This window comes from Streptococcus constellatus subsp. constellatus, assembly GCF_023167545.1.
GTDB lineage: Bacteria > Bacillota > Bacilli > Lactobacillales > Streptococcaceae > Streptococcus > Streptococcus constellatus.
In genome coordinates, this window is record NZ_AP014647.1 from 429,737 (window position 1) to 453,954 (window position 24,218).

A 24,218-nucleotide genomic window follows, 5' to 3' on the forward strand; every position below is an offset into this window, starting at 1 on the left:
AACTGTATTGAGAAATCATCATATTTGAGCTGCATTCCAAAAGTAGGACAGAAAAAACAATTGATTTACAGCTATCACAGAAGAAAAACTGATACATTCTTTAGAGATTTTGTTATAATATTCTTTATGAGAGTTGTGGCAGGGAAATATGGGGGACGTCCTCTCAAAACGTTAGCAGGTAAAACGACTAGACCAACGACCGATAAAGTTAAGGGAGCTATCTTTAATATGATTGGTCCTTATTTTGATGGAGGGCGGGTTCTAGATTTGTATGCTGGAAGTGGTAGTCTCGCTATTGAAGCTATTTCGCGAGGCATAGCATCGGCTGTTTTGGTTGAAAAAGAGCGCAGAGCGCAAGCGATTATCAGCCAAAATATCAAGATGACTAAAGAAGAAAAGCGGTTTGAACTTCTTAAAATGGAGTCTAATCGAGCACTTGAATTACTAGCAGGGCAGTTTGACTTAGTTTTGTTAGATCCTCCGTATGCAAAAGAGCAGATTGCTGCAGATATTGAAAAATTGGCTGAACGAGAGCTTTTGAGTGATGATATACTGGTTGTTTGTGAGACAGACAAGTCGGTGGATTTACCAGAAGAAATCGCAGGGTTAGGTATCTGGAAGCAAAAAATATATGGAATTTCAAAGGTGACGGTTTATGTCAGATAAAATTGGATTATTTACGGGTTCTTTTGACCCGATTACAAAGGGGCATGTTGACTTGATTGAGCGAGCTAGCAAGCTCTTTGATTGTCTTTATGTTGGTATTTTTTATAATCTTGAGAAAACGAGTTTTTTTAGTATTGAAGCGAAAGAAAAAATGATAGCAGCTGCTCTAGTTCATTTGGATAATGTTAAAATTGTTATTTCTCATGACGAATTAGCAGTAGAAGTGGCACGAAGATTAGGAGTGACAACTTTTGTACGGGGATTACGAAATAGCCAAGATTTGGATTATGAGGGAAAGCTCAACTTTTTCAATCATGAATTGGCACCTGAATTGGATACCATCTTTTTGATTAGCACCCCAGCTTATCAGCATCTCAGCTCATCAAGAATTCGTGAATTGATTGCTTTTGAGCAGGATGTTTCAAAGTATGTGCCCGAAAGTGTCGTAAAGGAGTTAAAGAAACAACATGGAAAAATCACGAACTAAATTTAAAAAATGGCCGATAGTGGCTGTAGTAGGGCTGCTTCTACTGTTCATGTCTTTTATAGTTCCTCTGCCTTATTACATTGAGGTGCCAGGTGGTGCAGCAGATGTTCGGCAAGTATTACGTGTAGATAATAAAGTGGATAAGGAAAAAGGTTCTTATAACTTTGTCACTGTTGGGATTCAGCATGCAACCTTTGCTCATTTGGTTTATGCTTGGTTGACTCCTTTTACAGATATTTATTCGGCGAAAGATCTGACTGGCGGAACTTCTGATAAAGAATATATGCGAATCAATCAATTTTATATGGAAACATCACAAAACTTAGCCAAATATCAAGGTTTGAAAAAAGCGGGCAAGGATATTAGCTTGAAATATTTGGGTGTTTATGTGTTGCAAGTTACCAAGAATTCAACCTTTAAAGGGATTCTAAATATTGCAGATACTGTGACAGGCGTGAATGATAAGACTTTCAACAGTTCAAAAGATTTGATTGATTATGTAGGCTCACAGAAAATTGGCAGCAAGGTCAAGGTGAACTATGTAGAAGACGGTCAGAAAAAATCTGCTATAGGTAAAATTATCAAACTTGAAAATGGAAAAAATGGAATTGGTATTAGCTTAATTGACCGAACAGAAGTCGCAAGTAATATACCAATTGAATTTTCAACAGCGGGGATTGGTGGACCAAGTGCGGGCTTGATGTTTAGCTTGGCGATTTATACACAGATTGCAGACCCGACATTGAGAGATGGCAGAAATATTGCTGGGACAGGATCGATTGACCGTGAAGGAAAAGTTGGTGATATTGGTGGGATTGATAAAAAAGTTGTTTCAGCAGCTAAAAATGGCGCAGAAATTTTCTTTGCGCCAAATAATCCAGTCACCAAGGAAGTGAAAAAATCCAATCCTAAAGCGAAAACAAACTATGAGACAGCTTTGGCAGCTGCTAAAAAAATTAAAACTAAAATGAAAATTGTACCTGTCAAGACCTTGCAAGACGCAATTGATTACCTCAAAAGTACTAAAAAATCTTAAATAATGAAGAAAACTAAAAGAACCAGTTGGCAATATGAGACTGAGATGAAGGTCTTCAGTTTCAAAGAATACAATGCAATAGTTGAATGATTTCTAATGTGCTGAGGCTATCAGCTTTTGCAGACTTACTCAACTTTGCCGGGGGTGAGACGATAAAATCGATTTCTTACGAAATATCGATTTTTGTCCCATTCCCTTTTTTCATTCCATATTTCAACTGTCAAAAACACTTCTTTTTATGGTAAAATAAGATAATACAAGTAAATAACGTTTATAAAGGATAACTATGCGAAAAGAAATTGCACCTGAATTATATAATTACAATAAATTTCCTGGACCGGAATTTCGGCAAATAGGAACAAAAGTGATGGCTGAGACAATTGAATTTGATTTGGTGGACAACTACAAAGAAGGTTTTGATGTCACAGCTTTTAATCAGCGTTTTTCAGATATTTTAACAAAATTTGATTATATTGTTGGCGACTGGGGCAACGAGCAGTTGCGTTTGCGTGGATTTTATAAAGATGACAAGGCAAATGAAAGCGAGGAAAAAATCAGTCGCTTAGAAGATTATTTGTTAGAATACTGCAATTATGGCTGTGCTTATTTTGTCTTGGAAAATTTGAAACCGCGTCGTGCATCATTTGATAAAAAATCTCATCACAAAAAGGAAAATGAAATCAAACCACGCCGTTCTAAACAGGCTCGCTCCTATAAGGAGCAAGAGCAGCCGAAGCGTGAAAATCGTCAGCGTAGCAGACGCCAAAAACAGAGAACAAAAAGACAGAATGAGGGAAAGCAGCAGACAAACAATCAACGTCACTTTGTTATTCGTCAAAAATAGCAAAAACTGGGAGCTGGTATAGAGAGGAAGAACATGAAACCATCAATTTATAGTTTGACTCGTCAGGATTTGATAGATTGGATAGAAAGTAAGGGAGAAAAGAAATTTCGAGCCACTCAAATTTGGGAGTGGCTCTATCGCAAACGGGTTCAATCTTTCGCAGAAATGACTAATATTTCAAAGGATTTGTTAACAAAATTGGATGATGAATTTGTCGTTAATCCGCTGGAGCAAAGAATTGTACAAGAGTCTGCAGACGGGACAGTGAAGTATCTGTTTGAACTACCCGATGGTATGCTGATTGAAACTGTTTTGATGCGTCAACATTATGGGCTTTCAGTTTGTGTAACCACTCAGGTGGGCTGTAACATTGGCTGTACATTTTGTGCTAGTGGACTAATTAAAAAGCAGCGTGACTTGAATAACGGAGAGATTATGTCTCAGATTATGTTGGTACAAAAATATTTTGATGAGAGAGGACAAGGTGAGCGAGTTAGTCATATTGTGGTCATGGGGATTGGAGAGCCCTTTGATAACTATGACAATGTTCTCAAATTTGTGCGAACCGTCAATGATGACAAGGGACTGGCTATTGGGGCTCGTCACATTACGGTTTCAACCTCTGGATTAGCGCATAAAATTCGTGATTTTGCAAATGAAGGAGTGCAGGTTAATTTAGCTGTTTCTCTTCATGCACCCAATAATGAATTGCGCTCCAGCATTATGAAAATCAATCGTGCCTTTCCAATTGAGAAGTTATTTGCGGCAATTGAATATTATATTGAAACGACCAACCGCCGAGTGACCTTTGAATATATTATGTTAAATGAAGTCAATGACGGAGTAGAGCAGGCATTGGAATTAGCTGAATTGCTCAAAAACATCAAAAAGCTATCGTATGTCAATTTGATTCCTTACAATCCAGTTAGCGAACATGATCAATATAGTCGCAGTCCCAAAGAACGTGTAATGGCTTTCTACGATACTCTGAAAAAGAATGGCATTAACTGTGTTGTTCGTCAGGAGCATGGTACGGATATTGATGCAGCTTGCGGTCAATTGCGCTCAAACACCATGAAGCAAGACAAGGAGAAAGCTCTTACCAAGCATGCTTAAATTGAACAATCTATTGAAAACAGATGGTGAATTAACTGTTAAGGGACGTACTTTTCTTACTTGGGGAAGCATTTTCTACATTTTATTATTGTGTCTAATGTGTTTTCTCCCTCAAGTGCCAGAAAAGGGAATGGAGACGCCGGGGATTCAGCAGTTTGGTCGTATTGTAGTGCTTCTCATTCCTTTTAATTCTTTTATCAATCTTGGGCAAATTACTTCTTTCTTTCAATTAATTAAGGTTTTTGTACAAAATATAATGAATATTTTTCTGCTTAGCCCACTAATTTTTCAACTTCTCTGGCTTTTTCCTAAGATGAGGAGCGCTAAGCGTGTGCTATTTGCCAGTTTTTCAATGAGCTTGTTTATCGAATGCACCCAGATTTTACTAGATATTTTAATTGATGCCAATCGTGTTTTTGAAATAGATGACTTATGGACAAATACATTAGGCGGATATCTAGCTTTTCTATTTTATAAATTTTTGGTAAAGCAACTCTCAAATAAATCATAAGGCATTTTGGTGAAGAACGATAAATTGTATCATTATCAGGATGCTGCTACCACAGAAAAGACAGGGAACAAAGGCTAACCTGTCTTTTTTTGATTTTAAACCAAAAAGGAGCAGACCAATGATACTAGCAATTTGAATAATGAGAAGAACTTCAGTCAGATGAAAAATAGTTGAGCAAGATGCCAGAAAAAGAAAGTCTCCTGCACCGATACGTAAATCAACGAAGTGAGCCAAAATCCCAAGTGCTAAAAAAGCAACCATTAAAAGATTGAAGCTTGTCAAAAAAAGGAGAAAAATATGAAAGATTAACCAGATGAGGAGAGGATATTCTTGTTCTCTTTGATCATAAAGGGATAAGGTCATTCCCATTGCAAGCAAAACGAGCCGGTTGATGTTTAGATAACCTAAAGATGTTGCAAGAAAGAGACAGCCACCAGTTAGTTCTAGAAGGATGTAACGGATGGGAATTTTTGAGTTGCAAAAACGGCAACGCAGCCGATTGATAAGCTGTGAAAGAACAGGAATTAAATCACGAGGTGCTAATTTCTGTCCACAAACGTTGCAATGACTAGCAGGTGTGATAATAGACTGTTCAGGAAAGCGATCAACGACCAGTCCTAAAAAGGAAGCTACAATACTTCCAACCAAGAAAAAATAAAAATGAATCATACTTTTTTATTCGTAAATTATTCTAAAAAATTGCAACTTCTCTAATAAAAGAAATTTATGAGTTTAATTAGTTGACTTTCTTATTTAGAAACATTATAATTAAATTATAATAAAAATTAGAATCATTCTAAATAAAGTGAGGTAAAGAAAATGATTAAAGTAAACAACGAAGCAGTCAAGGATGTTGCAACTTTCTCAAGTGTTGGATCTTTGAATAAGTCTCTTCCCAAAACAAAAGTGGTATTGAACCAAGCGGTAGCAGATTTATACACTGCTCGTATTGCCCTTCACCAAGTACATTGGTACATGCGTGGAGCTGGTTTCATGGTTTGGCATCCTAAGATGGATGAATATATGGAATCCTTGGATACAACTTTGGATGAAGTGAGTGAACGTTTGATTACTCTGGGCGGAACTCCATATTCAACTTTGAGTGAATTCATCCAACACAGCAATATTGAAGAAAAAGAAGGAAAATTTAGCAAGAGTGTCGAAGAAAGTTTGGAACGTGTCATCGAAATCTTCCGTTACTTGGTGGGTCTTTACCAAAAAGCTCTGGACGTAACAGATGAAGAAGGAGATGATGTAACGAACGATATTTTTGTCGGTGCTAAAGCTGATCTTGAAAAGAATATCTGGATGTTAACGGCTGAAATTGGACAAACTCCAGGAGTGTAAGCAAATATTTGAGAATAGAAAATAAAATTTTAAAATCTTTTAGAGTTTAAGATAAATTTAAGGAGGTAGCGTTATACTAATACCATCAGATGAAGACCTCCTAACTTTATTTGATAAAAATCCTAAACTTTTCTTTTTCATAATAATCTCCCTATAGAAGTCACCAAATTCGGTGGCTTTTTTGTCTGTTTTTGAATGCTTAAAGAGATAAACATCCTCTTTTTAACCTTGAAATACTCTTAAAATTCTGGTAAAATAAGGCTCATGAAAACACTTTATGATGTACAGCAATACCTCAAAAGTTTTGGCATTATTATCTATATGGGGAAGCGCTTGTATGATATTGAAATGATGAAAATTGAGCTAGAGAGGATTTACGATGCAGGCTTGATAGAAAAACTAGATTATCTAGAAGCTGAAAGCATCTTACGAAGAGAGCATCGATTAGAATTACAATATTTGAAAAAGAATGAGGAGAAAACATGTTAAACTGGATTTTATTGGCAATTATTGTTGGAATGTTAGGATGGATGGGCTTTAACTATGTACGTGTCCGTCGTGCGGCTAAAGTGGTAGATAATGCGGAATTTGGTGATATGATTCGTCAAGGTCAGTTGATTGATTTACGAGATCCAGCCGATTTTCGTCATAAACATATTTTAGGGGCACGAAATATTCCGTCACAGCAATTAAAAACAAGCTTAGGAGCGATTCGTAAGGACAAGGCTGTTTTACTATATGAAAATAGTCGTGGACAACGTGTGATGAATGCAGCTATTCTATTGAAAAAGCAAGGTTATCAAAATATTTACATCCTCTCTACAGGACTAGATGGATGGAAAGGAAAAGTTAAAAGTGAGTAATCTAAAAGGATTGCTCACTTTTAATAGCTTTTTTCTAGGTAGTGCTTCACTATTTCGAGTTCTGATTGGTTGAATGCTCGATATTCTCCTGCGGCTAAGTTTGGGTCTAACTCAAAAGCTCCAAAATGAGTCCGTTTAAGAGAAGTAACTTTGACACCGACAGTCAAAAACATTTTTTTGATTTGATGAAATTTTCCCTCAGAAATAGTGACTGTCGCAGTACTTTTGTTTGGAGTAGAAGAATGAATTGTAAGTAGAGCTGGTTTACAAATAGTTCCATCAAGAAAAACAATCCCTTTTTGAAAGGCTTTTATCATCTGGTTATCTAGGAGACCATTAACCTCTACCTCATACATTTTTGTGATGTGATACTGAGGATGTAGTAGTTGAAAACCGAGTGGACCATTGTCAGTGATTAACAGCAATCCACAGGTATCTCGATCAAGTCGACCAACAGAATATAGGTCTTCATTGAAGTCTTCAGGTCTGATGAGATCCAGAACGGTTTGGTGTTTCCTATCAGAGTTAGCAGTCACAACACCAAGTGGCTTATTCATCATAAAATATTGATGTGAATTGATGAAGATAGGTTGTGCCTCTATTGTAATCGTCTGCAAGCCTGTATCAACATTTTGGCTAAGTTTTCGAGCAGGGCAGTCATCTACCAAGATTTTCTTTTTTAGGAGAGCTTGCTTCATTTTTTTACGGCTAATGTGAGCTTGAGCTAGTAGGACATCTAAACGCATATCATTTCCCTTGAATTTTTTCTTATCATACCATAATTTTTTGTGATAAGAAATGGAAATAAAATTGGAGAAGATTGATTTTTTAATGAAAACATTTACACCTGGTTTAACCGTGTTTTTTACCTCAATCTGTGATATAATTGTTCAGTTAGAAATAAAACATAAGATATAGAGGACAAAATGACAAAATTAAGAGAAGACATTCGCAATATCGCTATTATTGCTCACGTCGACCATGGGAAAACAACCTTGGTTGATGAGTTGCTTAAGCAATCACATACATTGGATGAGCGTAAAGAGTTGCAAGAACGAGCAATGGACTCCAACGATCTTGAAAAAGAACGCGGGATTACCATTCTCGCCAAGAACACAGCTGTTGCTTATAATGGTGTTCGCATCAATATTATGGATACGCCAGGGCACGCGGACTTTGGTGGAGAAGTTGAGCGGATCATGAAAATGGTTGATGGGGTTGTTCTAGTTGTTGATGCTTATGAAGGAACTATGCCACAAACTCGTTTTGTGTTAAAAAAAGCTTTAGAACAAGATCTTGTACCAATTGTAGTAGTAAATAAGATTGACAAACCATCAGCTCGTCCAGCGGAAGTCGTGGATGAAGTTCTTGAACTTTTCATTGAACTCGGTGCTGACGATGACCAATTAGATTTCCCAGTTGTTTATGCTTCAGCTATTAATGGGACATCTTCTATGTCAGATGATCCAGCTGACCAAGAACACACTATGGCACCACTTTTTGATACAATTATTGATCATATCCCAGCACCAGTTGATAACTCAGATGAGCCCCTTCAATTCCAAGTTTCTCTTTTGGACTACAATGACTTTGTGGGGCGTATCGGGATTGGTCGTGTTTTCCGCGGAACGGTGAAAGTTGGTGATCAAGTTACTCTTTCTAAACTAGATGGCACAACGAAAAACTTTCGTGTTACCAAGTTATTTGGTTTCTTTGGGCTAGAGCGTCGTGAAATTGACGAAGCCAAAGCGGGTGATTTGATTGCTGTATCTGGTATGGAAGATATCTTCGTTGGTGAAACCATTACTCCGACGGATGTGGTAGAACCATTGCCGATTCTTCACATTGACGAGCCAACACTGCAAATGACTTTCTTAGTGAACAATTCACCATTTGCTGGTCGTGAAGGGAAATGGGTAACGTCTCGGAAAGTTGAAGAACGCTTGCAGGCTGAATTGCAAACGGACGTTTCACTTCGTGTGGATCCGACTGACTCACCAGATAAATGGATTGTGTCAGGTCGTGGGGAATTACACTTATCAATCCTAATCGAAACCATGCGTCGTGAAGGCTATGAGTTACAAGTATCGCGTCCAGAAGTTATCGTCAAAGAAATTGACGGTATGCAATGTGAGCCATTTGAGCGTGTGCAAATTGACACTCCAGAAGAATATCAAGGTTCGGTTATCCAAAGTCTTTCTGAACGGAAAGGTGAAATGCTAGATATGGTATCAACAGGAAATGGACAGACTCGTTTGATTTTTCTTGTTCCTGCACGTGGTTTGATTGGGTACTCAACTGAATTCCTTTCTATGACGCGTGGTTACGGGATTATGAACCATACTTTTGACCAATACCTACCATTGATTCCAGGTGAGATTGGCGGTCGTCGTCGCGGAGCTCTTGTTTCGATTGATACAGGAAAAGCAACGACTTATTCAATCATGTCTATTGAGGAACGTGGAACCATTTTTGTCAATCCAGGTACAGAAGTTTACGAAGGAATGATTATTGGTGAAAATTCACGTGAAAACGACTTGACGGTCAATATTACAAAAGCCAAACAAATGACTAATGTACGTTCTGCAACGAAAGATCAAACAGCGGTTATAAAAACACCTCGTATTTTGACATTGGAAGAATCACTCGAATTTTTGAATGATGACGAATACATGGAAGTGACACCAGAATCGATCCGTTTGCGGAAACAAATTCTTGATAAAAATCAACGTGCCAAAGCTGCTAAAAAGAAAAAATCAGCTGAATAATGAAAGAACGATTTGCTTCGTTGCTAATATATTAAAGAAGCAAATAGGCTAGAAAGGAGCAGAAATGTTTTATTTAATCTTTGGAATTCTCATTCTGTTATTTTACATTTTTGCTGCTCCGCAAAGCATTAAAGGGACTTTAAATGTAGTAGTTTTAGTGATTGCCCTAGTAGCCTTTATCATTTTATTAGGATTAGCAGTATTTCAAATTTTTCAATTACCGTCTGAATTTTTCATAGGAATTGCAATGATTGGCGTAGCATATTTTTCGCTACGTGATATTTCAAAATTGTCACAAAAAGATAAAAAAATATCGTTTCACTCAAAACTTCGTGACAGATAAGAATAAAAAGCCATAAAGGATTTTTTATTTTCTGAAAAAAAGGTAAAATAGAGACAGAAGAATTAAAAAGAGGCGTGTTATGAAGCACATTACAAATTTTGCAAATAAGAAAGTTTTAGTTTTAGGCTTGGCCAAGTCTGGTGAATCTGCTGCTCGTTTATTAGATAAGTTAGGAGCGATTGTTACAGTGAATGACGGGAAGCCATTTGAGGAAAATCCTGCTGCTCAGTCTCTCCTTGAAGAAGGAATCAAAGTTGTAACAGGTGGTCATCCTTTGGAACTCTTGGATGAAGAATTTGAACTAATGGTCAAAAATCCTGGTATTCGTTACGACAACCCTATGGTCAAGAAAGCATTGGAAAAGAAAATTCCAGTCATCACTGAAGTTGAGTTGGCTTATTTGATTTCAGATGCTCCAATTATTGGGATTACGGGCTCTAATGGAAAAACAACAACGACAACAATGATTGCGGAAGTCTTGACTGCAGGTGGTCAAAATGGTTTGCTTTCTGGGAATATTGGTTTTCCAGCCAGTCAAGTTGCAACAACTGCAACAAAAAATGATACTTTGGTCATGGAGTTGTCTTCTTTCCAACTCATGGGCATTGAAACCTTTCATCCAAAAATTGCAGTGATTACCAATCTGATGCCAACTCATATTGATTATCATGGCTCTTTTGAGGAATATGTAGCGGCTAAGTGGAACATTCAAAACAATATGACTAAAACAGATTTTCTTGTATTGAATTTCAACCAAATATTAGCGAAAGAGTTGGCTGCAAAGACGCAAGTAACCGTTGTGCCCTTTTCAACAAAAGAAAAAGTAGATGGTGCCTACTTAGAGGGAAATGTTTTGATGTTTCGTGGGGAGGCAATTATGGCAGCTGATGAGCTTGGTGTGCCAGGGAGTCATAATGTTGAAAATGCCCTCGCAACTATTGCAGTTGCAAAACTACGTGGCATTGAAAATCAAGTCATCAAAGAAACATTGGCAGGTTTTGGTGGCGTTAAACACCGCCTTCAATATGTTGGTGAAATCAACCATGTAAAATTTTATAATGACAGCAAATCCACAAATATTCTAGCAACACAAAAAGCCTTATCTGGTTTTGAGAATAGCAAGGTTATCTTGATTGCTGGTGGACTGGATCGTGGCAACGAATTTGACGAATTGATCCCAGATATTCAAGGATTGAAGAAAATGATTATTCTTGGAGAATCCGCAGCACGTGTCAAGAGAGCAGCGGCTAAAGCAGATGTTAGCTATATTGATGCTACTGATGTGAAAGATGCAACACGAAAAGCTTTTGCTGAAGCTCAAGCAGGCGACATTATTCTGCTCAGTCCTGCAAATGCTAGCTGGGACATGTATCCAAATTTTGAAGTTCGGGGCGATGAATTTATTACAACATTTGAAGAATTAAAGGGTTAAGATGAAAAAGATTATATTTACAGGTGGAGGAACAGTTGGTCATGTGACGCTAAACCTTTTGCTCATTCCAAAATTCCTAGACGCAGGCTGGCAAGTTCACTATATTGGTGACAAACATGGGATTGAATACCAAGAAATCCAGAAGTCAGGTTTGGATATCACTTTTCATTCTATAGCGACAGGGAAATTACGTCGTTACTTTTCTTGGCAAAATATGCTGGATATTTTCAAAGTAACGTGGGGGATTTTACAATCTTTAGGGATTATGGTAAAGGTTCGTCCACAAGTTCTCTTTTCCAAAGGGGGGTTTGTATCGGTTCCTCCTGTCATTGCAGCGCGTTTATCTAGAGTACCAGTTTATGTGCATGAGTCAGACCTCTCTATTGGTCTAGCAAATAAAATTGCTTACAAATGTGCTACGAAAATGTATTCGACTTTTGAACAAGCTCATGCTTTGACAAAAATTGAACATATAGGAGCTGTAACAAAAGTAGGAGAAAAAATAACTGCACCAAATGAGCAGATTCAAAGGATTCAGCAACATTTTGATAAAAATCTTCCGACCCTTCTGTTTGTTGGTGGATCGGCTGGTGCTAAGGTCTTTAATGATTTGGTAACGGAAAATAAAATAGAATTAACTCAGCACTACAATGTTATCAATTTATCAGGAGATGCTCATTTAGATGAATTATCCAATCATCTCTATCGGGTTGCCTATGTGACAGATCTCTATCAACCGTTGATGAACTTAGCAGATGTCGTTATAACACGTGGCGGATCTAATACTATTTTTGAGTTATTGGCTATGGCAAAACTCCATGTGATTGTTCCTTTGGGACGAGAAGCAAGCCGTGGTGATCAGATTGAAAATGCAGATTATTTTGTAAAAAAAGGCTATGCTAAGAAGTTGGACGAGGGTCAACTAAACTTTGAAAATCTACAAAAAATGATAACAGAATTGCTTGAACAGAAAGAATTTTATGAAGAAAACATGAAACAGTCCCACGAAATAAAATCGTTAGATGAATTTTATAACCTTTTAAAAAATGACATGAACAAAGGAAGAAAATGACAAAAAAGAAGCAAGAGGATCAGAAAGAGCAAGAAATAGAAAAACTTTCTGAGTGGCAAAAAAGAAACAAGGAATACCTTGAAAAAAAGGCTCAAGAAGAAGCTGAAAAAGAGAAAGAACTAGCAGAGCAAAAAAAGCAGCATTTGCCAAATTCTGAAAAAAAGAAAGTCGAAAAGAATGATGAAAGTGCAGAAGAAGTGACAGCGGATACTCAAGAGAACGAGTCAGAGGAGGCAGAAAAGCCTACCGAGACAGAAACTTCTGAGGAAGAACAAGATGAACCTCTTGATAAAGCAGCCTTGCGAAAAAAGAAGAAAGCAGAACGCAAACAAGCCAAACAAAATGAAAAAGAGACTAGAGAAAAAATTGCTCCTCGTCATGTTTACCGTGCTCTTCCAGTCTTGATTCTCAGTTCTGTTTTGTTGATTTTAGCTGTTTATTTTATTAGTCCTTATTCAAAATTAAAGAATATAGAGGTGACGGGGAATAAACAACTGTCCAAAACAGAGGTTCTGGAGGCTTCTAGTATTCAAAAAGAGGACTACACCTTGACAACCTATTTGAGCCAAAAAGCCCATGCTAAGAATATCAAACAGTCAAATTTATGGGCTGAAAAGGCAGAAATAACGTACCGGTTCCCCATTACATTCAAAATTAAAGTGACAGAATATAAAGTTGTCGCTTATGATTATTCTGGAGAGCAATATTTTCCAGTATTATCTAGCGGAGAAGAAATTGCTAACCCAGTTACTAAATCACAATTACCTAAAAGTTATATTAGACTTGATTTTTCAGATAAAGCTATGCTTAAGAAATTTGTGCGACAATTAGCAGGTATTTCCGATACGATCAAATCGGAAATTCAAACAGTTCAGCATACACCAAGTAAAGCGACCGAGGATTTGTTGACTCTCATGATGACAGATGGAAATAAAATTATAGTTCCTCTGTCAGAAGTGGCCAAAAAGCTACCTTATTATGAAAAAATTAAACCACAATTAACCGAAGCAAGTATTGTGGATATGGAAGCAGGGATATTTAGTTATCGAATTAGCTAAAATAATGCAGAAAATCTAACCACTTTTTAAATTTTTATGTTATAATATGCTTTGAATAACTATACTTTTTTGATAGTTAAATTGATAAGTGAGAAACTTGGTAAACAGAGAGGAATGGTCTAATGGCTAGAGATGGCTTTTTTACAGGATTAGATATCGGAACAAGCTCCATTAAGGTCTTGGTAGCAGAACACGTAAACAATGAATTAAATGTAATTGGGGTTAGTAACGCCAAAAGTGCTGGTGTCAAAGATGGTATCATTGTAGATATCGAAGCAGCAGCAAGTGCTATAAAGTCTGCAATTTCACAAGCAGAGGAAAAAGCAGGGATTTCAATTAAGTTGGTGAATGTTGGTTTGCCTGCTAACTTGTTGCAGATTGAAGCAACACAAGGTATGATTCCTGTGACAAGTGAAACGAAAGAAATTACAGATGCAGATGTTGAAAATGTTGTACGATCTGCTTTGACAAAAAGTATGACTCCAGACCGGGAAGTTATTACCTTTATTCCAGAGGAATTCATCGTAGATGGTTTCCAAGGAATTCGTGATCCTCGCGGAATGATGGGAATTCGTTTAGAAATGCGTGGTCTTCTATATACAGGTCCACGTACTATTCTTCATAATTTGAGAAAAACGGTTGAGCGTGCAGGAGTTCAAGTTGAAAACATTATCATTTCTCCGCTCGCTATGACAAAATCCGTTCTGAATGAAGGAGAGCGTGAGTTTGGTGCAACTGTCATTGATATGGGGGGCGGCCAAACAACTGCAGCTTCTGTTCGCAATCAAGAATTACAATTTACCAATATCTATCAAGAAGGTGGCGAATATGTTACAAAAGACATCTCTAAGGTTTTAAAAACATCTAAGAAGTTGGCAGAGAGCTTGAAGTTTAACTATGGAGAAGCATACGTACCTGCCGCAAGCAATGAGTCTTTCCAAGTGGAAGTAATTGGTGAAGTGGAACCAGTTGAAGTGACAGAGCGTTATTTAGCAGAAATTATTTCAGCGCGTGTTAAACATATCTTTGAACAAATCAAGCAAGATTTAGAGAGAAGACATTTATTAGAGCTTCCAGGTGGTATTGTTATTATTGGAGGCGGTGCGATTTTGCCGGGCGTGGTTGAATTGGCACAAGAAGTTTTCGGTGTTCCCGTTAAATTATATGTTCCAAATCAAATCGGTATTCGTAATCCAGCGTTTGCCCATGTTATTAGTTTATCAGAGTATGCAGGAAACTTATCTGAAGTGGATGTTCTAGCACAAGCTGCTGTTCATGGTGATGAACTTTTACGGCATCAGCCAGTTGAATTCTCTCGTTCAACACAGCAAAGTCAGTCGTTCAATCCGTTGCAACGCTTTACTCAACCACAACAGCCAACTGCGGCTTTGGTTGATGAAGCAGTAGAAGAAGTTGAACGTCCAGAACCACTTCCAACACAATCTCAACAGCCAAAAGAAAAATTGACAGATCGTGTTCGAAATCTGCTTGGTAATATGTTTGATTAAAGGAGAAGGTAATACATTATGACATTTTCATTTGATACAGCTGCGACACAAGGAGCAGTAATTAAAGTTATTGGTATCGGTGGTGGTGGTGGCAATGCCATTAACCGCATGATTGATGAAGGAGTATCAGGCGTTGAATTTATCGCTGCCAATACAGATGTTCAAGCTCTTAGTGGTTCAAAAGCAGAAACAGTCATTCAGCTTGGTCCAAAGTTGACGCGTGGTCTTGGGGCTGGAGGACAGCCTGAAATCGGTCGTAAAGCGGCTGAAGAAAGCGAAGAAACATTGACAGAAGCTCTTACAGGAGCTGATATGGTTTTTATTACAGCTGGTATGGGCGGTGGCTCTGGTACAGGTGCTGCACCGGTTATTGCTCGTATTGCAAAAGGACTGGGAGCTTTAACAGTTGCAGTTGTCACTCGTCCATTTGGCTTTGAAGGAAGTAAGCGCGGGAACTTTGCAATTGAAGGCATCAATGAACTTCGTGAGCATGTAGATACGCTTCTCATCATTTCAAACAATAATTTGCTTGAAATCGTTGATAAGAAAACCCCTCTGCTTGAAGCTTTGAGCGAGGCAGACAATGTCCTTCGACAAGGTGTGCAAGGAATTACAGACTTGATTACAAGCCCAGGACTTATCAACCTTGACTTTGCTGATGTGAAAACAGTTATGGCAAATAAAGGCGATGCTCTTATGGGAATTGGTATTGGTAGTGGTGAAGAACGTGTTATTGAAGCTGCGCGTAAGGCTATCTATTCACCACTTCTTGAAACAACGATTGATGGAGCTGAAGATGTTATCATAAATGTTACAGGTGGGCTTGATATGACTTTGATTGAAGCAGAAGAAGCATCAGAAATTGTCAATCAGGCAGCTGGTCATGGTGTGAATATCTGGCTAGGAACATCTATTGATGATAGTATGAAAGATGAAATTCGTGTGACAGTTGTTGCAACAGGTGTTCGTCAAGAAAAAATTGATCGAGTAAGTGGTGTTCGCCCAGTTTCTCAACAAAATTCTTATTCAACTGCAGTTCGTGGAAATCGTAATTCTCGAGGAACTCAAGGCTACGATCGTAACTTTGACTTGACTGAAAATCTTGAAGTACCAAAGCCAAGCCATCAACGAGCAGAAAGCCCAAAAGTTTCAGCATTTGGTGACTGGGATTTGCGTCGTGAAAATATTGTTCGTTCAACAGAAACGAATACTACACCAGCTGTAGAACGTTATGAAGATACTAGTTCTGATGACGATGAATTAGAAACACCACCATTCTTTAAAAACCGCTAAAATGGATTTAGAAAAGAATACATCTCAAGTTTTGGAGAATGTAGCACAGGCTACACAACAAGTTAATCGCTCAGAAAAATCAGTAGAAGTAATAGCTGTCACCAAATATGTTGACAGCTCTACTGCTAAAGAACTGATTAAAGCAGGGATTCATCATATCGGTGAAAATCGAGTAGATAAGTTTCTAGATAAATATCAGGCTCTACAAGATGAACATGTGATTTGGCACTTAATTGGTACGCTTCAAAGGCGAAAAGTGAAAGATGTCATTAACTATGTAGACTATTTCCATGCCTTGGATTCAGTAAAATTAGCTCAAGAAATCAACAAAAGAGCAGAGCATATCATTAAATGCTTTTTACAAGTCAATATTTCCAAAGAAGCCAGTAAACATGGTTTCACTGTAGAGGAAATTGATACTATTTTACCTGAGCTAGAAAAACTTGAAAAGATTCAGATTGTTGGTTTGATGACAATGGCACCATTTGAAGCGAATGAGGCTGAATTAAATGCTATTTTCCAACAAGCTAATCAATTACAAAAAAGATTACAACGTAAACAGTTACCCAACATGCCTTTTACTGATTTAAGTATGGGAATGAGCCGCGATTATGCAATAGCCATTGCAAATGGTTCGACTTTTGTCAGAATTGGTACCGCATTTTTTAAATAGGAAAGTATTATGTCTCTTAAAGATAGATTTGATAAATTCATTGATTACTTTACAGAAGATGGTGAAGACGCAAGCGTTCAAACGCCAGAGTTACCACCGCGTGTGAGTAATCAATCTACACCTACCAAAGAAAGACTAGTACATACAGCGAGTAGCTCTTCACAATCTTCTACAAAGTCGGGAGCAAATGAGAACATTACTCGTCTGCATGCACGTCAGCAAGAATTGGCACAACATCGGACAATTTCAGATGACAAAGTGACAATCAATGTTCGTTATCCAAGAAAATATGAAGAAACAACTGAAATTGTTGATTTGTTAATTGTTAATGAAAGCATTTTGATTGATTTTCAATATATGACAGAAGTGCAAGCTCGTCGTTGTTTGGATTATTTGGATGGTGCTCGTTATGTGCTTGCAGGAAATATAAAAAAAGTTGCAAGTACAATGTACCTTTTAACACCAATCAATGTTGTTGTAAATGTTGAGGATTTGAAATTACCTGAGGATTTACAAAGTGGCGAATTTGATTTTGATATGAAACGTAGATAAAAACATGGTTTGGATTGTAAATATACTTTATAATTTGGTAAGAGTGTATTCATTTATTTTAGTGGTGTATGCTCTCTTATCTTGGTTTCCGGGTGCCTATCAAACATCACTTGGTCAGTTGATTTTACGGATAGTAGAGCCTGTTTTGAAACCATTTCAACGTTTCAATTTACAATTTGCTGGTCTTGATTGGACGATTCTTATCGTTATCTTTCTTTTGAATTTGATTTCTGGCATCATTTTGAATGCTCTTTTGCTTTTAGCTTAAATTCATGAGGAATATTAAACATTTATACCAACATTTTACAGAAGAAGATCGTGAATTTGTTGATAAAAGCTTAGAAAAGATGCAGCGAGTTGAGGATTCTTATTCTTTTGAAGTAACTTCGTTTGTGAATCCACACCAAGTTGAAATTTTACGAAATCTTGGAAATCATTTGCAATTGCAAATATTTTCAAGTTCGGATTATTATACGAGTGAATTGGCTAAAGTCATTATTGCTCCTCTCTACTATGAGTTGCAAGTAAGTGATTTTGAAATAGATCTGTTAGAAATCAGCTATGCGAATAAATTTCACCACTTAACCCATTCGCAAATAATGGGAACAGTGCTGAATCAATTAGGAATTGAGCGCAAAGTTTTTGGTGATATTCTTGTTGCTTCTGGTAGAGCACAAATTATGGTAGATAGAAAATTTACTCAATTTTTCATCGATCATATCTCAAGGATAGCAAAGACATCTGTAAAATTGAAACAAGTGGATTTTTCACAACTGATAGCTGTTCAAGCAGATTCAAAGCTAAGAGATGTGCTTGTTTCTAGTATGCGTTTGGATAAAGTCTTAGCTGCTTCATTTCGTTTGTCACGAAGTGTTGCGACTAAGTTGATAGCAACAAAGCAAGTTAGGGTAAATTATTCTATGTTGGATAATCCTAGTCATCATTTGTTATTAAATGACTTGATTAGTGTACGAGGATATGGAAGAGTAAAAGTTTTAAGAGAAAATGGCTTTTCAAAAAATGGAAAGTACAAATTAACTGTTGAATTATTGTCTAGTAAGTAAGGAGAAAATATGGCTATTACATCATTAGAAATTAAAGATAAAGCTTTTGCTCACAAATTTAGAGGATATGATGTTGACGAAGTAGATGAATTTCTTGACATCATTGTCCAAGATTATGAAGATTTAGTTCGTGTCAATCATGAACAAGAGTCAAAAATTAAAAATCTGGAAGAACGTTTGACTTACTTTGACGAGATGAAGGATTCCCTTAGCCAGTCTGTATTGATTGCACAAGATACAGCAGAACGTGTGAAACAAGCGGCAAATGACCGTTCTGAAAACATTGTTCATAAAGCTGAGCAAGAAGCCCAACATTTGTTAGATGAGGCAAAATACAAGGCTAATGAAATTCTTCGTCAAGCGACAGATAATGCTAAGAAAGTGGCTGTTGAAACAGAAGAGTTGAAAAATAAAACGCGTGTCTTCCACCAACGTTTAAAATCAACAATTGAAAGTCAATTAAGCATTGTGAATTCTTCAGAATGGGAAGATATTCTTCGTCCAACAGCTACTTACTTGCAAACAAGCGATGAAGCTTTTAAAGAAGTTGTTCAATCAGCTCTAGGGGAAGTTGTTGAGACAGCAGAAGAAGATGAAATTGATCTGACACGTCAATTTTCTCCGGAAGAAATAGAAGAACTACAGCAACGCATTGAAGAAGCAAATCGTGAATTAGCAGAAACACAAGCATTTGAAACTTTAGACGAGTCTGTTTTGGGTTTGCATTTAACAAATGATGAGAACTCAACAGAATCAGTAGATATTTTATAAGAAAATGTAAAAACAAGATGCTAACAAAATATTCGCAGCGAGCAGGTGACGGTGAGAGACCTGTAATCCCTTTTGTTAGGATTATCATTTTACAAACTTAGATCTGAAAAACAGTAAGATTTAGCGCCTAACTCACGTTACGAGTAAGAGGGATAGGAATATTATTCTTGTCTAAATGAAGGTGGTACCACGAATTTTCGTCCTTTGGATGAATTTGTGGTTTTTTTATTTTAATATGTTACTAATATGAAAAAGGAGAACTTATGAAATTAAAGGAAACTCTTAATCTTGGAAAAACAGCTTTTCCAATGCGTGCTGGTTTGCCGAATAAAGAACCTCTTTGGCAAAAAGAATGGGAAGATGCAAAATTGTATCAACGCCGTCAAGAATTGAATGAAGGAAAACCGCATTTCACACTTCATGATGGACCTCCATATGCCAATGGAAATATCCATGTTGGTCATGCTATGAATAAGATCTCAAAAGATATTATTGTGCGTTCAAAATCAATGTCTGGCTATTATGCACCTTACATTCCAGGGTGGGATACGCATGGTCTTCCAATCGAGCAAGTTCTAGCGAAGCAAGGTGTGAAACGAAAAGAAATGGATTTGGCAGAATATTTAAAGCTTTGTCGTGATTATGCACTGAGTCAAGTGGATAAACAACGTGAAGATTTCAAACGCCTAGGTGTCTCAGGTGACTGGGAATATCCATATGTGACTTTGACTCCAGACTATGAAGCTGCTCAAATTCGTGTTTTTGGAGAAATGGCGAAAAAAGGCTATATCTATCGTGGTGCGAAACCAGTTTACTGGTCTTGGTCATCTGAATCAGCCCTTGCTGAAGCAGAGATTGAATACCATGATTTGGTTTCAACTTCACTTTACTACGCCAACAAAGTCAAAGATGGAAAAGGCGTTCTAGATACAGATACTTACATTGTTGTATGGACCACAACTCCATTCACCGTCACAGCTTCTCGTGGGTTGACAGTGGGTGCAGATATTGATTATGTTTTGGTACAGCCAGCAGGTGAAACTCGCAAGTTTATTGTAGCGTCTGAATTGTTGAATAGCTTATCTGAGAAATTTGGCTGGATTGATGTTCAAGTGTTGGCTACTTACCGTGGTCAAGAGTTGAACTACATCGTGACGGAACACCCGTGGGATATTGAAGTAGAAGAACTTGTCATCCTTGGTGACCATGTTACAACAGATTCTGGTACTGGTATTGTCCATACAGCACCAGGCTTTGGTGAGGACGACTATAATGTCGGTGTTGCCAACGGCTTGGAAGTGTTTGTCACTGTTAACGAACGCGGTATCATGATGGAAAATGCTGGTCCTGACTTTGAAGGCCAATTCTATGACAAGGTTGCACCAACTGTTATTGAGAAACTTGGTGACTTGCTCCTTGCTCAAGAAGAAATCTCTCACTCTTACCCATTTGACTGGCGTACGAAAAAACCAATCATCTGGCGTGCCGTACCACAGTGGTTTGCATCTGTATCAAAATTCCGTCAAGAAATCTTGGATGAGATTGAAAAGGTTAAATTCCACTCAGAATGGGGAAAAGTGCGTCTTTACAACATGATTCGTGACCGTGGCGACTGGGTTATCTCTCGTCAACGTGCTTGGGGAGTGCCACTTCCAATCTTCTATGCAGAGGATGGGACACCGATTATGACAGAAGAAACGATTGAGCATGTGGCAGAACTTTTCGCTGTTCATGGTTCGATTGTTTGGTGGCAACGGGAAGCGAAAGACTTACTTCCAGAAGGATTTACTCATCCAGGATCACCGAATGGTATATTCACTAAAGAAACAGATATTATGGATGTGTGGTTTGATTCAGGTTCTTCCTGGAATGGCGTAGTTGTGAATCGCCCAGAATTGACTTATCCTGCTGACCTGTATCTTGAAGGTTCAGACCAATATCGTGGTTGGTTCAATTCTTCTCTGATTACTTCTGTTGCAAATCATGGTGTGGCTCCTTATAAACAAATTCTTTCACAAGGGTTTGCTTTGGACGGTAAAGGCGAGAAAATGTCGAAGTCTCTCGGCAACACGATTGCTCCAAGTGATGTTGAAAAACAATTTGGTGCGGAAATCTTGCGGCTCTGGGTAACGAGTGTAGACTCCAGTAACGACGTTCGTATCTCTATGGATATTTTGAGCCAAGTTTCTGAAACTTACCGTAAGATTCGGAATACCCTCCGTTTCTTGATTGCCAATACATCTGATTTCAATCCGAAAGAAGATACTGTTGCTTACGATGATCTTCGCTCCGTTGATAAATATATGACTGTTCGTTTTAATCAACTTATTAAGACCATTCGTAAAGCTTATGCGGACTTTGAATTTTTAGATATTTATAAAGCAATTGTAAACTTTGTGACAGTTGATTTATCAGCTTTCTATCTTGATTTTGCAAAAGATGTTGTTTACATTGAAGCAGCTAAATCATTAGAACGTCGTCAAATGCAAACCGTCTTTTATGATATTCTAGTAAACATTACAAAATTGTTGACTCCTATTATTCCACATACAGCAGAGGAAATCTGGTCTTACTTAGAGCATGAACCTGAAGAGTTTGTTCAGTTAGCGGAATTGCCAGATGCGCAGACTTTCCCTAATGAGGAAGAACTGTTGGATACTTGGACAGCCTTTATGAACTTCCGCAGTCAAGCTCAAAAAGCTTTGGAAGAAGCACGTAATGAAAAGGTTATTGGAAAATCCTTGGAAGCTCACTTAACGGTTTATCCAAATGAAGTAGTGAGAACACTACTTGAAGCAGTTAATAGCGATGTTGCACAACTTCTCATTGTGTCTAAATTAACAATCGCAGATGAACTAGTTCCTGAAAATGCTCTTGCTTTTGAGGATGTAGCCTTTACAGTAGAGCATGCAGTAGGTCAAGTTTGTGAACGTTGCCGTCGAGTAGATGAAACAGTCACAGAACGTAGCTATCATGCAATTGTTTGTGATCACTGTGCAGAAATTGTTGAAGAACATTTTGCGCAAGTGCTTGCAGAAGGTTTTGAAACGAAATAAAGAGATAGAACACACACTTAGTCTCTGGTCAACATAAAGGAATGAACAATAACAGAAAAGATTAAGCTCAACGTTTTTACTAACTTGGGCTTAGTTTTTTGTATAACGAGAATATTTGAAAGGGAGAAACTATTTACTTTGGTTGTGTTCTAACGGTGACATTTGCTCGCAGTCAAGGACTTGGGTGCAAGTTGATCCGGAGACTTGTGCTGAAAAATGGCTTGAAAGAGAGATTCGGATAGAGGAGCAAGAGTAGGTTGTTGGTTTGTATGAAAAATTTGGGTTTAAATCTATTAGCGAACCCTTTATTCTAGAATCACGAGTCTATGTTATCATGATTTATAAGCAAGCGAGAAAAATGAACTAGTTTTTGGAATTGTGAGATAGAAGTACATCTTCTTAAAAAATAATTTGATTCATTTTTAAAAAAGCACTCATTTTTCCTGGAAAATATGATAGAATAGCTGTTAGGAGGAACTGTATGTTTCATAAAAGTAAGTTATTTTTTTGGACCACCGAAGTCTTACTACTGACAATTATCTTTTTTATCTGGCGACAAATGGAAGGTCTGATTTCCCCCTTTGTGAGTGTTTTAAATACGGTTTTAATTCCTTTTCTTATCGCAGGCTTTTTATATTATGTAACCAATCCATTGGTGAAATTTTTGGAGAAAGAACTGAAAGTTAAGCGGATTTTTGGTGTTTTAATTACCTTGGTGCTTTTGTTTGGGCTTATTACCTTGGGGATCATTTATCTCTTGCCTATTTTAATTACGCAGTTGACCAGTTTGATCAATTCTACTCAGGATGTTTATGAAGGGTTACAAAAGTGGATTAATCAACTTTCTCAGAATGAATTATTTAAAAACTTTAATATTCAATCAATCTTGCGGCAGTTAAATTTATCTTATGTGGATATTTTACAAAATATCCTAAATGGTGTAACTAATAGCTTGGGAAGTGTTGTGTCAGCTGTTTTAAACACGCTTTTAATCTTGATTATGACACCGATTTTCTTGGTTTATTTCTTAATTGATGGAGACAAATTGCTTCCGATGTTGGAAAGAACTGTTCTGAAGCGAGATAAGCTGAATATCAGTAAGCTGTTGACCAATCTAAATGCAACGATTGCACGATATATTAGTGGGATTTCGATTGATGCTTTTATTATAGGAACGTTGGCTTTCATTGGTTATAGCGTCATTGGTTTGAAGTATGCTTTGGTATTTGCTATTTTTTCTGCTATTGCAAATTTAATTCCCTATATTGGGCCAAGTATTGGTTTAATTCCAATGATTATTACCTATTTGATTATGGACCCTCAAAAAATGCTCATTGCTGTTCTTTATATGCTCATTGTGCAACAAATTGATGGTAATATTCTCTACCCACGAATTGTAGGTGGTGTGATGAAGGTGCATCCGATTACCATTATGGTTCTCTTACTTTTGTCGAGTAATATCTATGGGATTGTTGGGATGATTGTAGCGATTCCAACTTATTCCATTCTGAAAGAAATTGCGAAGTTCCTAGCAAATTTATATGATAATCACCGATCAACACAGGAACAAAAGAAAAACGAAGAGTATGGGATTATCAACAAGTAAGAAGGGAAACAAAATCGGTATTGCGAAAGCAATTGATTTTGTCAGCCCACTTTCAACTACTGCGCTTCGTTATAAAAACAATATCTTGTAAGAGTTTGGGAAATTTGTATCCCAGACTTTTTGTTTTAAAGTTATCTGAATTACGTTCCGAG

General features: G+C 37.4%; 24 protein-coding genes and 2 pseudogenes. 24 read left to right on the forward strand and 2 right to left on the reverse strand.

Going from position 1 to position 24,218, the window contains the following annotated elements; all coding sequences use genetic code 11:
• Positions 1-126 precede the first annotated feature (126 nt).
• From rsmD to SCSC_RS02205, 6 genes are all read left to right on the forward strand, one after another.
• Positions 127-666: a 16S rRNA (guanine(966)-N(2))-methyltransferase RsmD gene (gene rsmD, locus SCSC_RS02180; RefSeq protein WP_037565796.1), complete on the forward strand. Its 540-nt coding sequence runs from the start codon at positions 127-129 to the stop codon at positions 664-666.
• Positions 656-1,153 carry a pantetheine-phosphate adenylyltransferase gene (gene coaD / locus SCSC_RS02185; protein ID WP_003070176.1) on the forward strand — a complete coding sequence of 166 codons (498 nt, stop codon included), beginning with the start codon at positions 656-658 and terminating at the stop codon, positions 1,151-1,153. Before rsmD ends, coaD begins: the two co-directional genes overlap by 11 nt.
• A complete protein-coding gene (locus SCSC_RS02190; RefSeq protein ID WP_003070174.1) occupies positions 1,134-2,189 on the forward strand; it encodes a SepM family pheromone-processing serine protease in 1,056 nt (351 codons plus the stop codon). Before coaD ends, SCSC_RS02190 begins: the two co-directional genes overlap by 20 nt.
• A gap of 286 nt (positions 2,190-2,475) precedes the next feature.
• Positions 2,476-3,033: a YutD family protein gene (locus SCSC_RS02195; protein WP_003070172.1), complete on the forward strand. Its 558-nt coding sequence runs from the start codon at positions 2,476-2,478 to the stop codon at positions 3,031-3,033.
• Positions 3,034-3,066: 33 nt separating this feature from the next.
• Positions 3,067-4,149, forward strand: coding sequence for a dual-specificity RNA methyltransferase RlmN (rlmN, locus tag SCSC_RS02200; protein ID WP_006269861.1), 1,083 nt, complete (start codon positions 3,067-3,069; stop codon positions 4,147-4,149).
• On the forward strand, positions 4,142-4,660 hold the full coding sequence (locus tag SCSC_RS02205; RefSeq protein WP_003070167.1) for a VanZ family protein: 519 nt from the start codon (positions 4,142-4,144) through the stop codon (positions 4,658-4,660). The genes rlmN and SCSC_RS02205 overlap by 8 nt, the downstream gene beginning before the upstream one ends.
• On the opposite strand, the gene SCSC_RS02210 is transcribed toward SCSC_RS02205, so the two are convergent.
• Entirely contained in the window at positions 4,655-5,329 is a 675-nt protein-coding gene (locus tag SCSC_RS02210; protein WP_003070165.1) for a prepilin peptidase, read from the reverse strand. The two genes, SCSC_RS02205 and SCSC_RS02210, sit on opposite strands and share 6 nt — an antisense overlap.
• A 150-nt stretch (positions 5,330-5,479) precedes the next feature.
• Here SCSC_RS02210 and SCSC_RS02215 point away from each other — a divergent pair, with 150 nt between their 5' ends.
• The 3 genes from SCSC_RS02215 to SCSC_RS02225 all read left to right on the forward strand — a co-directional run bounded on the left by SCSC_RS02215 (position 5,480) and on the right by SCSC_RS02225 (position 6,870).
• Positions 5,480-6,007 (forward strand): Dps family protein, encoded by a 528-nt coding sequence (locus SCSC_RS02215; protein WP_003070162.1) that lies wholly within the window; start codon positions 5,480-5,482, stop codon positions 6,005-6,007.
• Positions 6,008-6,271: 264 nt separating this feature from the next.
• Entirely contained in the window at positions 6,272-6,496 is a 225-nt protein-coding gene (locus tag SCSC_RS02220; RefSeq protein WP_003070161.1) for a YqgQ family protein, read from the forward strand.
• Positions 6,490-6,870, forward strand: a complete 381-nt coding sequence (locus SCSC_RS02225) for a rhodanese-like domain-containing protein (RefSeq protein ID WP_003070160.1) — start codon at positions 6,490-6,492, stop codon at positions 6,868-6,870. Before SCSC_RS02220 ends, SCSC_RS02225 begins: the two co-directional genes overlap by 7 nt.
• 20 nt (positions 6,871-6,890) lie before the next feature.
• Here SCSC_RS02225 and SCSC_RS02230 read toward each other — a convergent pair whose 3' ends face one another.
• Positions 6,891-7,616, reverse strand: a complete 726-nt coding sequence (locus SCSC_RS02230) for a 16S rRNA pseudouridine(516) synthase (protein WP_003070158.1) — start codon at positions 7,614-7,616, stop codon at positions 6,891-6,893.
• Between the two features lie 180 nt (positions 7,617-7,796).
• Here SCSC_RS02230 and typA point away from each other — a divergent pair, with 180 nt between their 5' ends.
• The 15 genes and pseudogenes from typA (at position 7,797) to SCSC_RS02300 (ending at position 24,066) form a co-directional block, all read left to right on the forward strand.
• Entirely contained in the window at positions 7,797-9,638 is a 1,842-nt protein-coding gene (typA, locus tag SCSC_RS02235) for a translational GTPase TypA (protein ID WP_006269878.1), read from the forward strand.
• A gap of 64 nt (positions 9,639-9,702) precedes the next feature.
• Complete coding sequence (locus SCSC_RS02240) at positions 9,703-9,981, forward strand: DUF3165 family protein (RefSeq protein ID WP_003070154.1); 279 nt, start codon at positions 9,703-9,705, stop codon at positions 9,979-9,981.
• Between the two features lie 79 nt (positions 9,982-10,060).
• The gene (murD, locus tag SCSC_RS02245; protein ID WP_006269882.1) at positions 10,061-11,413 is read left to right on the forward strand and encodes a UDP-N-acetylmuramoyl-L-alanine--D-glutamate ligase; all 1,353 of its coding nucleotides are present in this window, start codon (positions 10,061-10,063) and stop codon (positions 11,411-11,413) included.
• Between the two features lies 1 nt (position 11,414).
• The gene (locus tag SCSC_RS02250; RefSeq protein ID WP_006269885.1) at positions 11,415-12,485 is read left to right on the forward strand and encodes a UDP-N-acetylglucosamine--N-acetylmuramyl-(pentapeptide) pyrophosphoryl-undecaprenol N-acetylglucosamine transferase; all 1,071 of its coding nucleotides are present in this window, start codon (positions 11,415-11,417) and stop codon (positions 12,483-12,485) included.
• Positions 12,482-13,543: a cell division protein FtsQ/DivIB gene (locus SCSC_RS02255; RefSeq protein WP_006269887.1), complete on the forward strand. Its 1,062-nt coding sequence runs from the start codon at positions 12,482-12,484 to the stop codon at positions 13,541-13,543. The genes SCSC_RS02250 and SCSC_RS02255 overlap by 4 nt, the downstream gene beginning before the upstream one ends.
• 122 nt (positions 13,544-13,665) lie before the next feature.
• On the forward strand, positions 13,666-15,051 hold the full coding sequence (ftsA, locus tag SCSC_RS02260; protein ID WP_003032354.1) for a cell division protein FtsA: 1,386 nt from the start codon (positions 13,666-13,668) through the stop codon (positions 15,049-15,051).
• 18 nt (positions 15,052-15,069) lie between these two features.
• A complete protein-coding gene (gene ftsZ / locus SCSC_RS02265) occupies positions 15,070-16,344 on the forward strand; it encodes a cell division protein FtsZ (protein ID WP_003070147.1) in 1,275 nt (424 codons plus the stop codon).
• 1 nt (position 16,345) lies between these two features.
• Entirely contained in the window at positions 16,346-17,017 is a 672-nt protein-coding gene (locus SCSC_RS02270) for a YggS family pyridoxal phosphate-dependent enzyme (protein ID WP_003070145.1), read from the forward strand.
• A gap of 9 nt (positions 17,018-17,026) precedes the next feature.
• Positions 17,027-17,117 (forward strand): annotated as a pseudogene (locus tag SCSC_RS09495) (cell division protein SepF); the annotation flags it as partial.
• 86 nt (positions 17,118-17,203) lie between these two features.
• Positions 17,204-17,569: pseudogene (locus tag SCSC_RS02275) on the forward strand (cell division protein SepF); the annotation flags it as partial.
• Between the two features lie 4 nt (positions 17,570-17,573).
• On the forward strand, positions 17,574-17,837 hold the full coding sequence (locus tag SCSC_RS02280) for a YggT family protein (RefSeq protein ID WP_006267366.1): 264 nt from the start codon (positions 17,574-17,576) through the stop codon (positions 17,835-17,837).
• A gap of 4 nt (positions 17,838-17,841) precedes the next feature.
• Positions 17,842-18,633 carry a YlmH family RNA-binding protein gene (locus tag SCSC_RS02285; RefSeq protein WP_003070141.1) on the forward strand — a complete coding sequence of 264 codons (792 nt, stop codon included), beginning with the start codon at positions 17,842-17,844 and terminating at the stop codon, positions 18,631-18,633.
• A 9-nt stretch (positions 18,634-18,642) separates the two neighbouring features.
• Positions 18,643-19,404, forward strand: coding sequence for a DivIVA domain-containing protein (locus tag SCSC_RS02290; protein WP_003070139.1), 762 nt, complete (start codon positions 18,643-18,645; stop codon positions 19,402-19,404).
• A gap of 263 nt (positions 19,405-19,667) precedes the next feature.
• The gene (gene ileS, locus SCSC_RS02295) at positions 19,668-22,460 is read left to right on the forward strand and encodes an isoleucine--tRNA ligase (RefSeq protein ID WP_006269876.1); all 2,793 of its coding nucleotides are present in this window, start codon (positions 19,668-19,670) and stop codon (positions 22,458-22,460) included.
• 481 nt (positions 22,461-22,941) lie between these two features.
• A complete protein-coding gene (locus tag SCSC_RS02300; RefSeq protein WP_006269873.1) occupies positions 22,942-24,066 on the forward strand; it encodes an AI-2E family transporter in 1,125 nt (374 codons plus the stop codon).
• The last annotated feature ends 152 nt before the right edge of the window (positions 24,067-24,218 follow it).

Bases quoted from the DNA above. Each gene is read 5' to 3' on its own strand.
- SCSC_RS02290 (WP_003070139.1), top strand. From the start codon at position 18,643: ATGGCTATTACATCATTAGAAATTAAAGATAAAGCTTTTGCTCACAAA.
- SCSC_RS02225 (WP_003070160.1), top strand. From the start codon at position 6,490: ATGTTAAACTGGATTTTATTGGCAATTATTGTTGGAATGTTAGGATGG.
- ftsA (WP_003032354.1), top strand. From the start codon at position 13,666: ATGGCTAGAGATGGCTTTTTTACAGGATTAGATATCGGAACAAGCTCC.
- typA (WP_006269878.1), top strand. From the start codon at position 7,797: ATGACAAAATTAAGAGAAGACATTCGCAATATCGCTATTATTGCTCAC.
- SCSC_RS02220 (WP_003070161.1), top strand. From the start codon at position 6,272: ATGAAAACACTTTATGATGTACAGCAATACCTCAAAAGTTTTGGCATT.
- rlmN (WP_006269861.1), top strand. From the start codon at position 3,067: ATGAAACCATCAATTTATAGTTTGACTCGTCAGGATTTGATAGATTGG.
- SCSC_RS02210 (WP_003070165.1), bottom strand. From the start codon at position 5,329: ATGATTCATTTTTATTTTTTCTTGGTTGGAAGTATTGTAGCTTCCTTT.
- SCSC_RS02280 (WP_006267366.1), top strand. From the start codon at position 17,574: ATGGTTTGGATTGTAAATATACTTTATAATTTGGTAAGAGTGTATTCA.
- SCSC_RS02240 (WP_003070154.1), top strand. From the start codon at position 9,703: ATGTTTTATTTAATCTTTGGAATTCTCATTCTGTTATTTTACATTTTT.
- SCSC_RS02230 (WP_003070158.1), bottom strand. From the start codon at position 7,616: ATGCGTTTAGATGTCCTACTAGCTCAAGCTCACATTAGCCGTAAAAAA.
- ileS (WP_006269876.1), top strand. From the start codon at position 19,668: ATGAAATTAAAGGAAACTCTTAATCTTGGAAAAACAGCTTTTCCAATG.
- SCSC_RS02215 (WP_003070162.1), top strand. From the start codon at position 5,480: ATGATTAAAGTAAACAACGAAGCAGTCAAGGATGTTGCAACTTTCTCA.
- SCSC_RS02250 (WP_006269885.1), top strand. From the start codon at position 11,415: ATGAAAAAGATTATATTTACAGGTGGAGGAACAGTTGGTCATGTGACG.
- coaD (WP_003070176.1), top strand. From the start codon at position 656: ATGTCAGATAAAATTGGATTATTTACGGGTTCTTTTGACCCGATTACA.
- SCSC_RS02195 (WP_003070172.1), top strand. From the start codon at position 2,476: ATGCGAAAAGAAATTGCACCTGAATTATATAATTACAATAAATTTCCT.
- rsmD (WP_037565796.1), top strand. From the start codon at position 127: ATGAGAGTTGTGGCAGGGAAATATGGGGGACGTCCTCTCAAAACGTTA.
- SCSC_RS02255 (WP_006269887.1), top strand. From the start codon at position 12,482: ATGACAAAAAAGAAGCAAGAGGATCAGAAAGAGCAAGAAATAGAAAAA.
- SCSC_RS02285 (WP_003070141.1), top strand. From the start codon at position 17,842: ATGAGGAATATTAAACATTTATACCAACATTTTACAGAAGAAGATCGT.
- ftsZ (WP_003070147.1), top strand. From the start codon at position 15,070: ATGACATTTTCATTTGATACAGCTGCGACACAAGGAGCAGTAATTAAA.
- SCSC_RS02270 (WP_003070145.1), top strand. From the start codon at position 16,346: ATGGATTTAGAAAAGAATACATCTCAAGTTTTGGAGAATGTAGCACAG.
- SCSC_RS02205 (WP_003070167.1), top strand. From the start codon at position 4,142: ATGCTTAAATTGAACAATCTATTGAAAACAGATGGTGAATTAACTGTT.
- SCSC_RS02300 (WP_006269873.1), top strand. From the start codon at position 22,942: ATGTTTCATAAAAGTAAGTTATTTTTTTGGACCACCGAAGTCTTACTA.
- murD (WP_006269882.1), top strand. From the start codon at position 10,061: ATGAAGCACATTACAAATTTTGCAAATAAGAAAGTTTTAGTTTTAGGC.
- SCSC_RS02190 (WP_003070174.1), top strand. From the start codon at position 1,134: ATGGAAAAATCACGAACTAAATTTAAAAAATGGCCGATAGTGGCTGTA.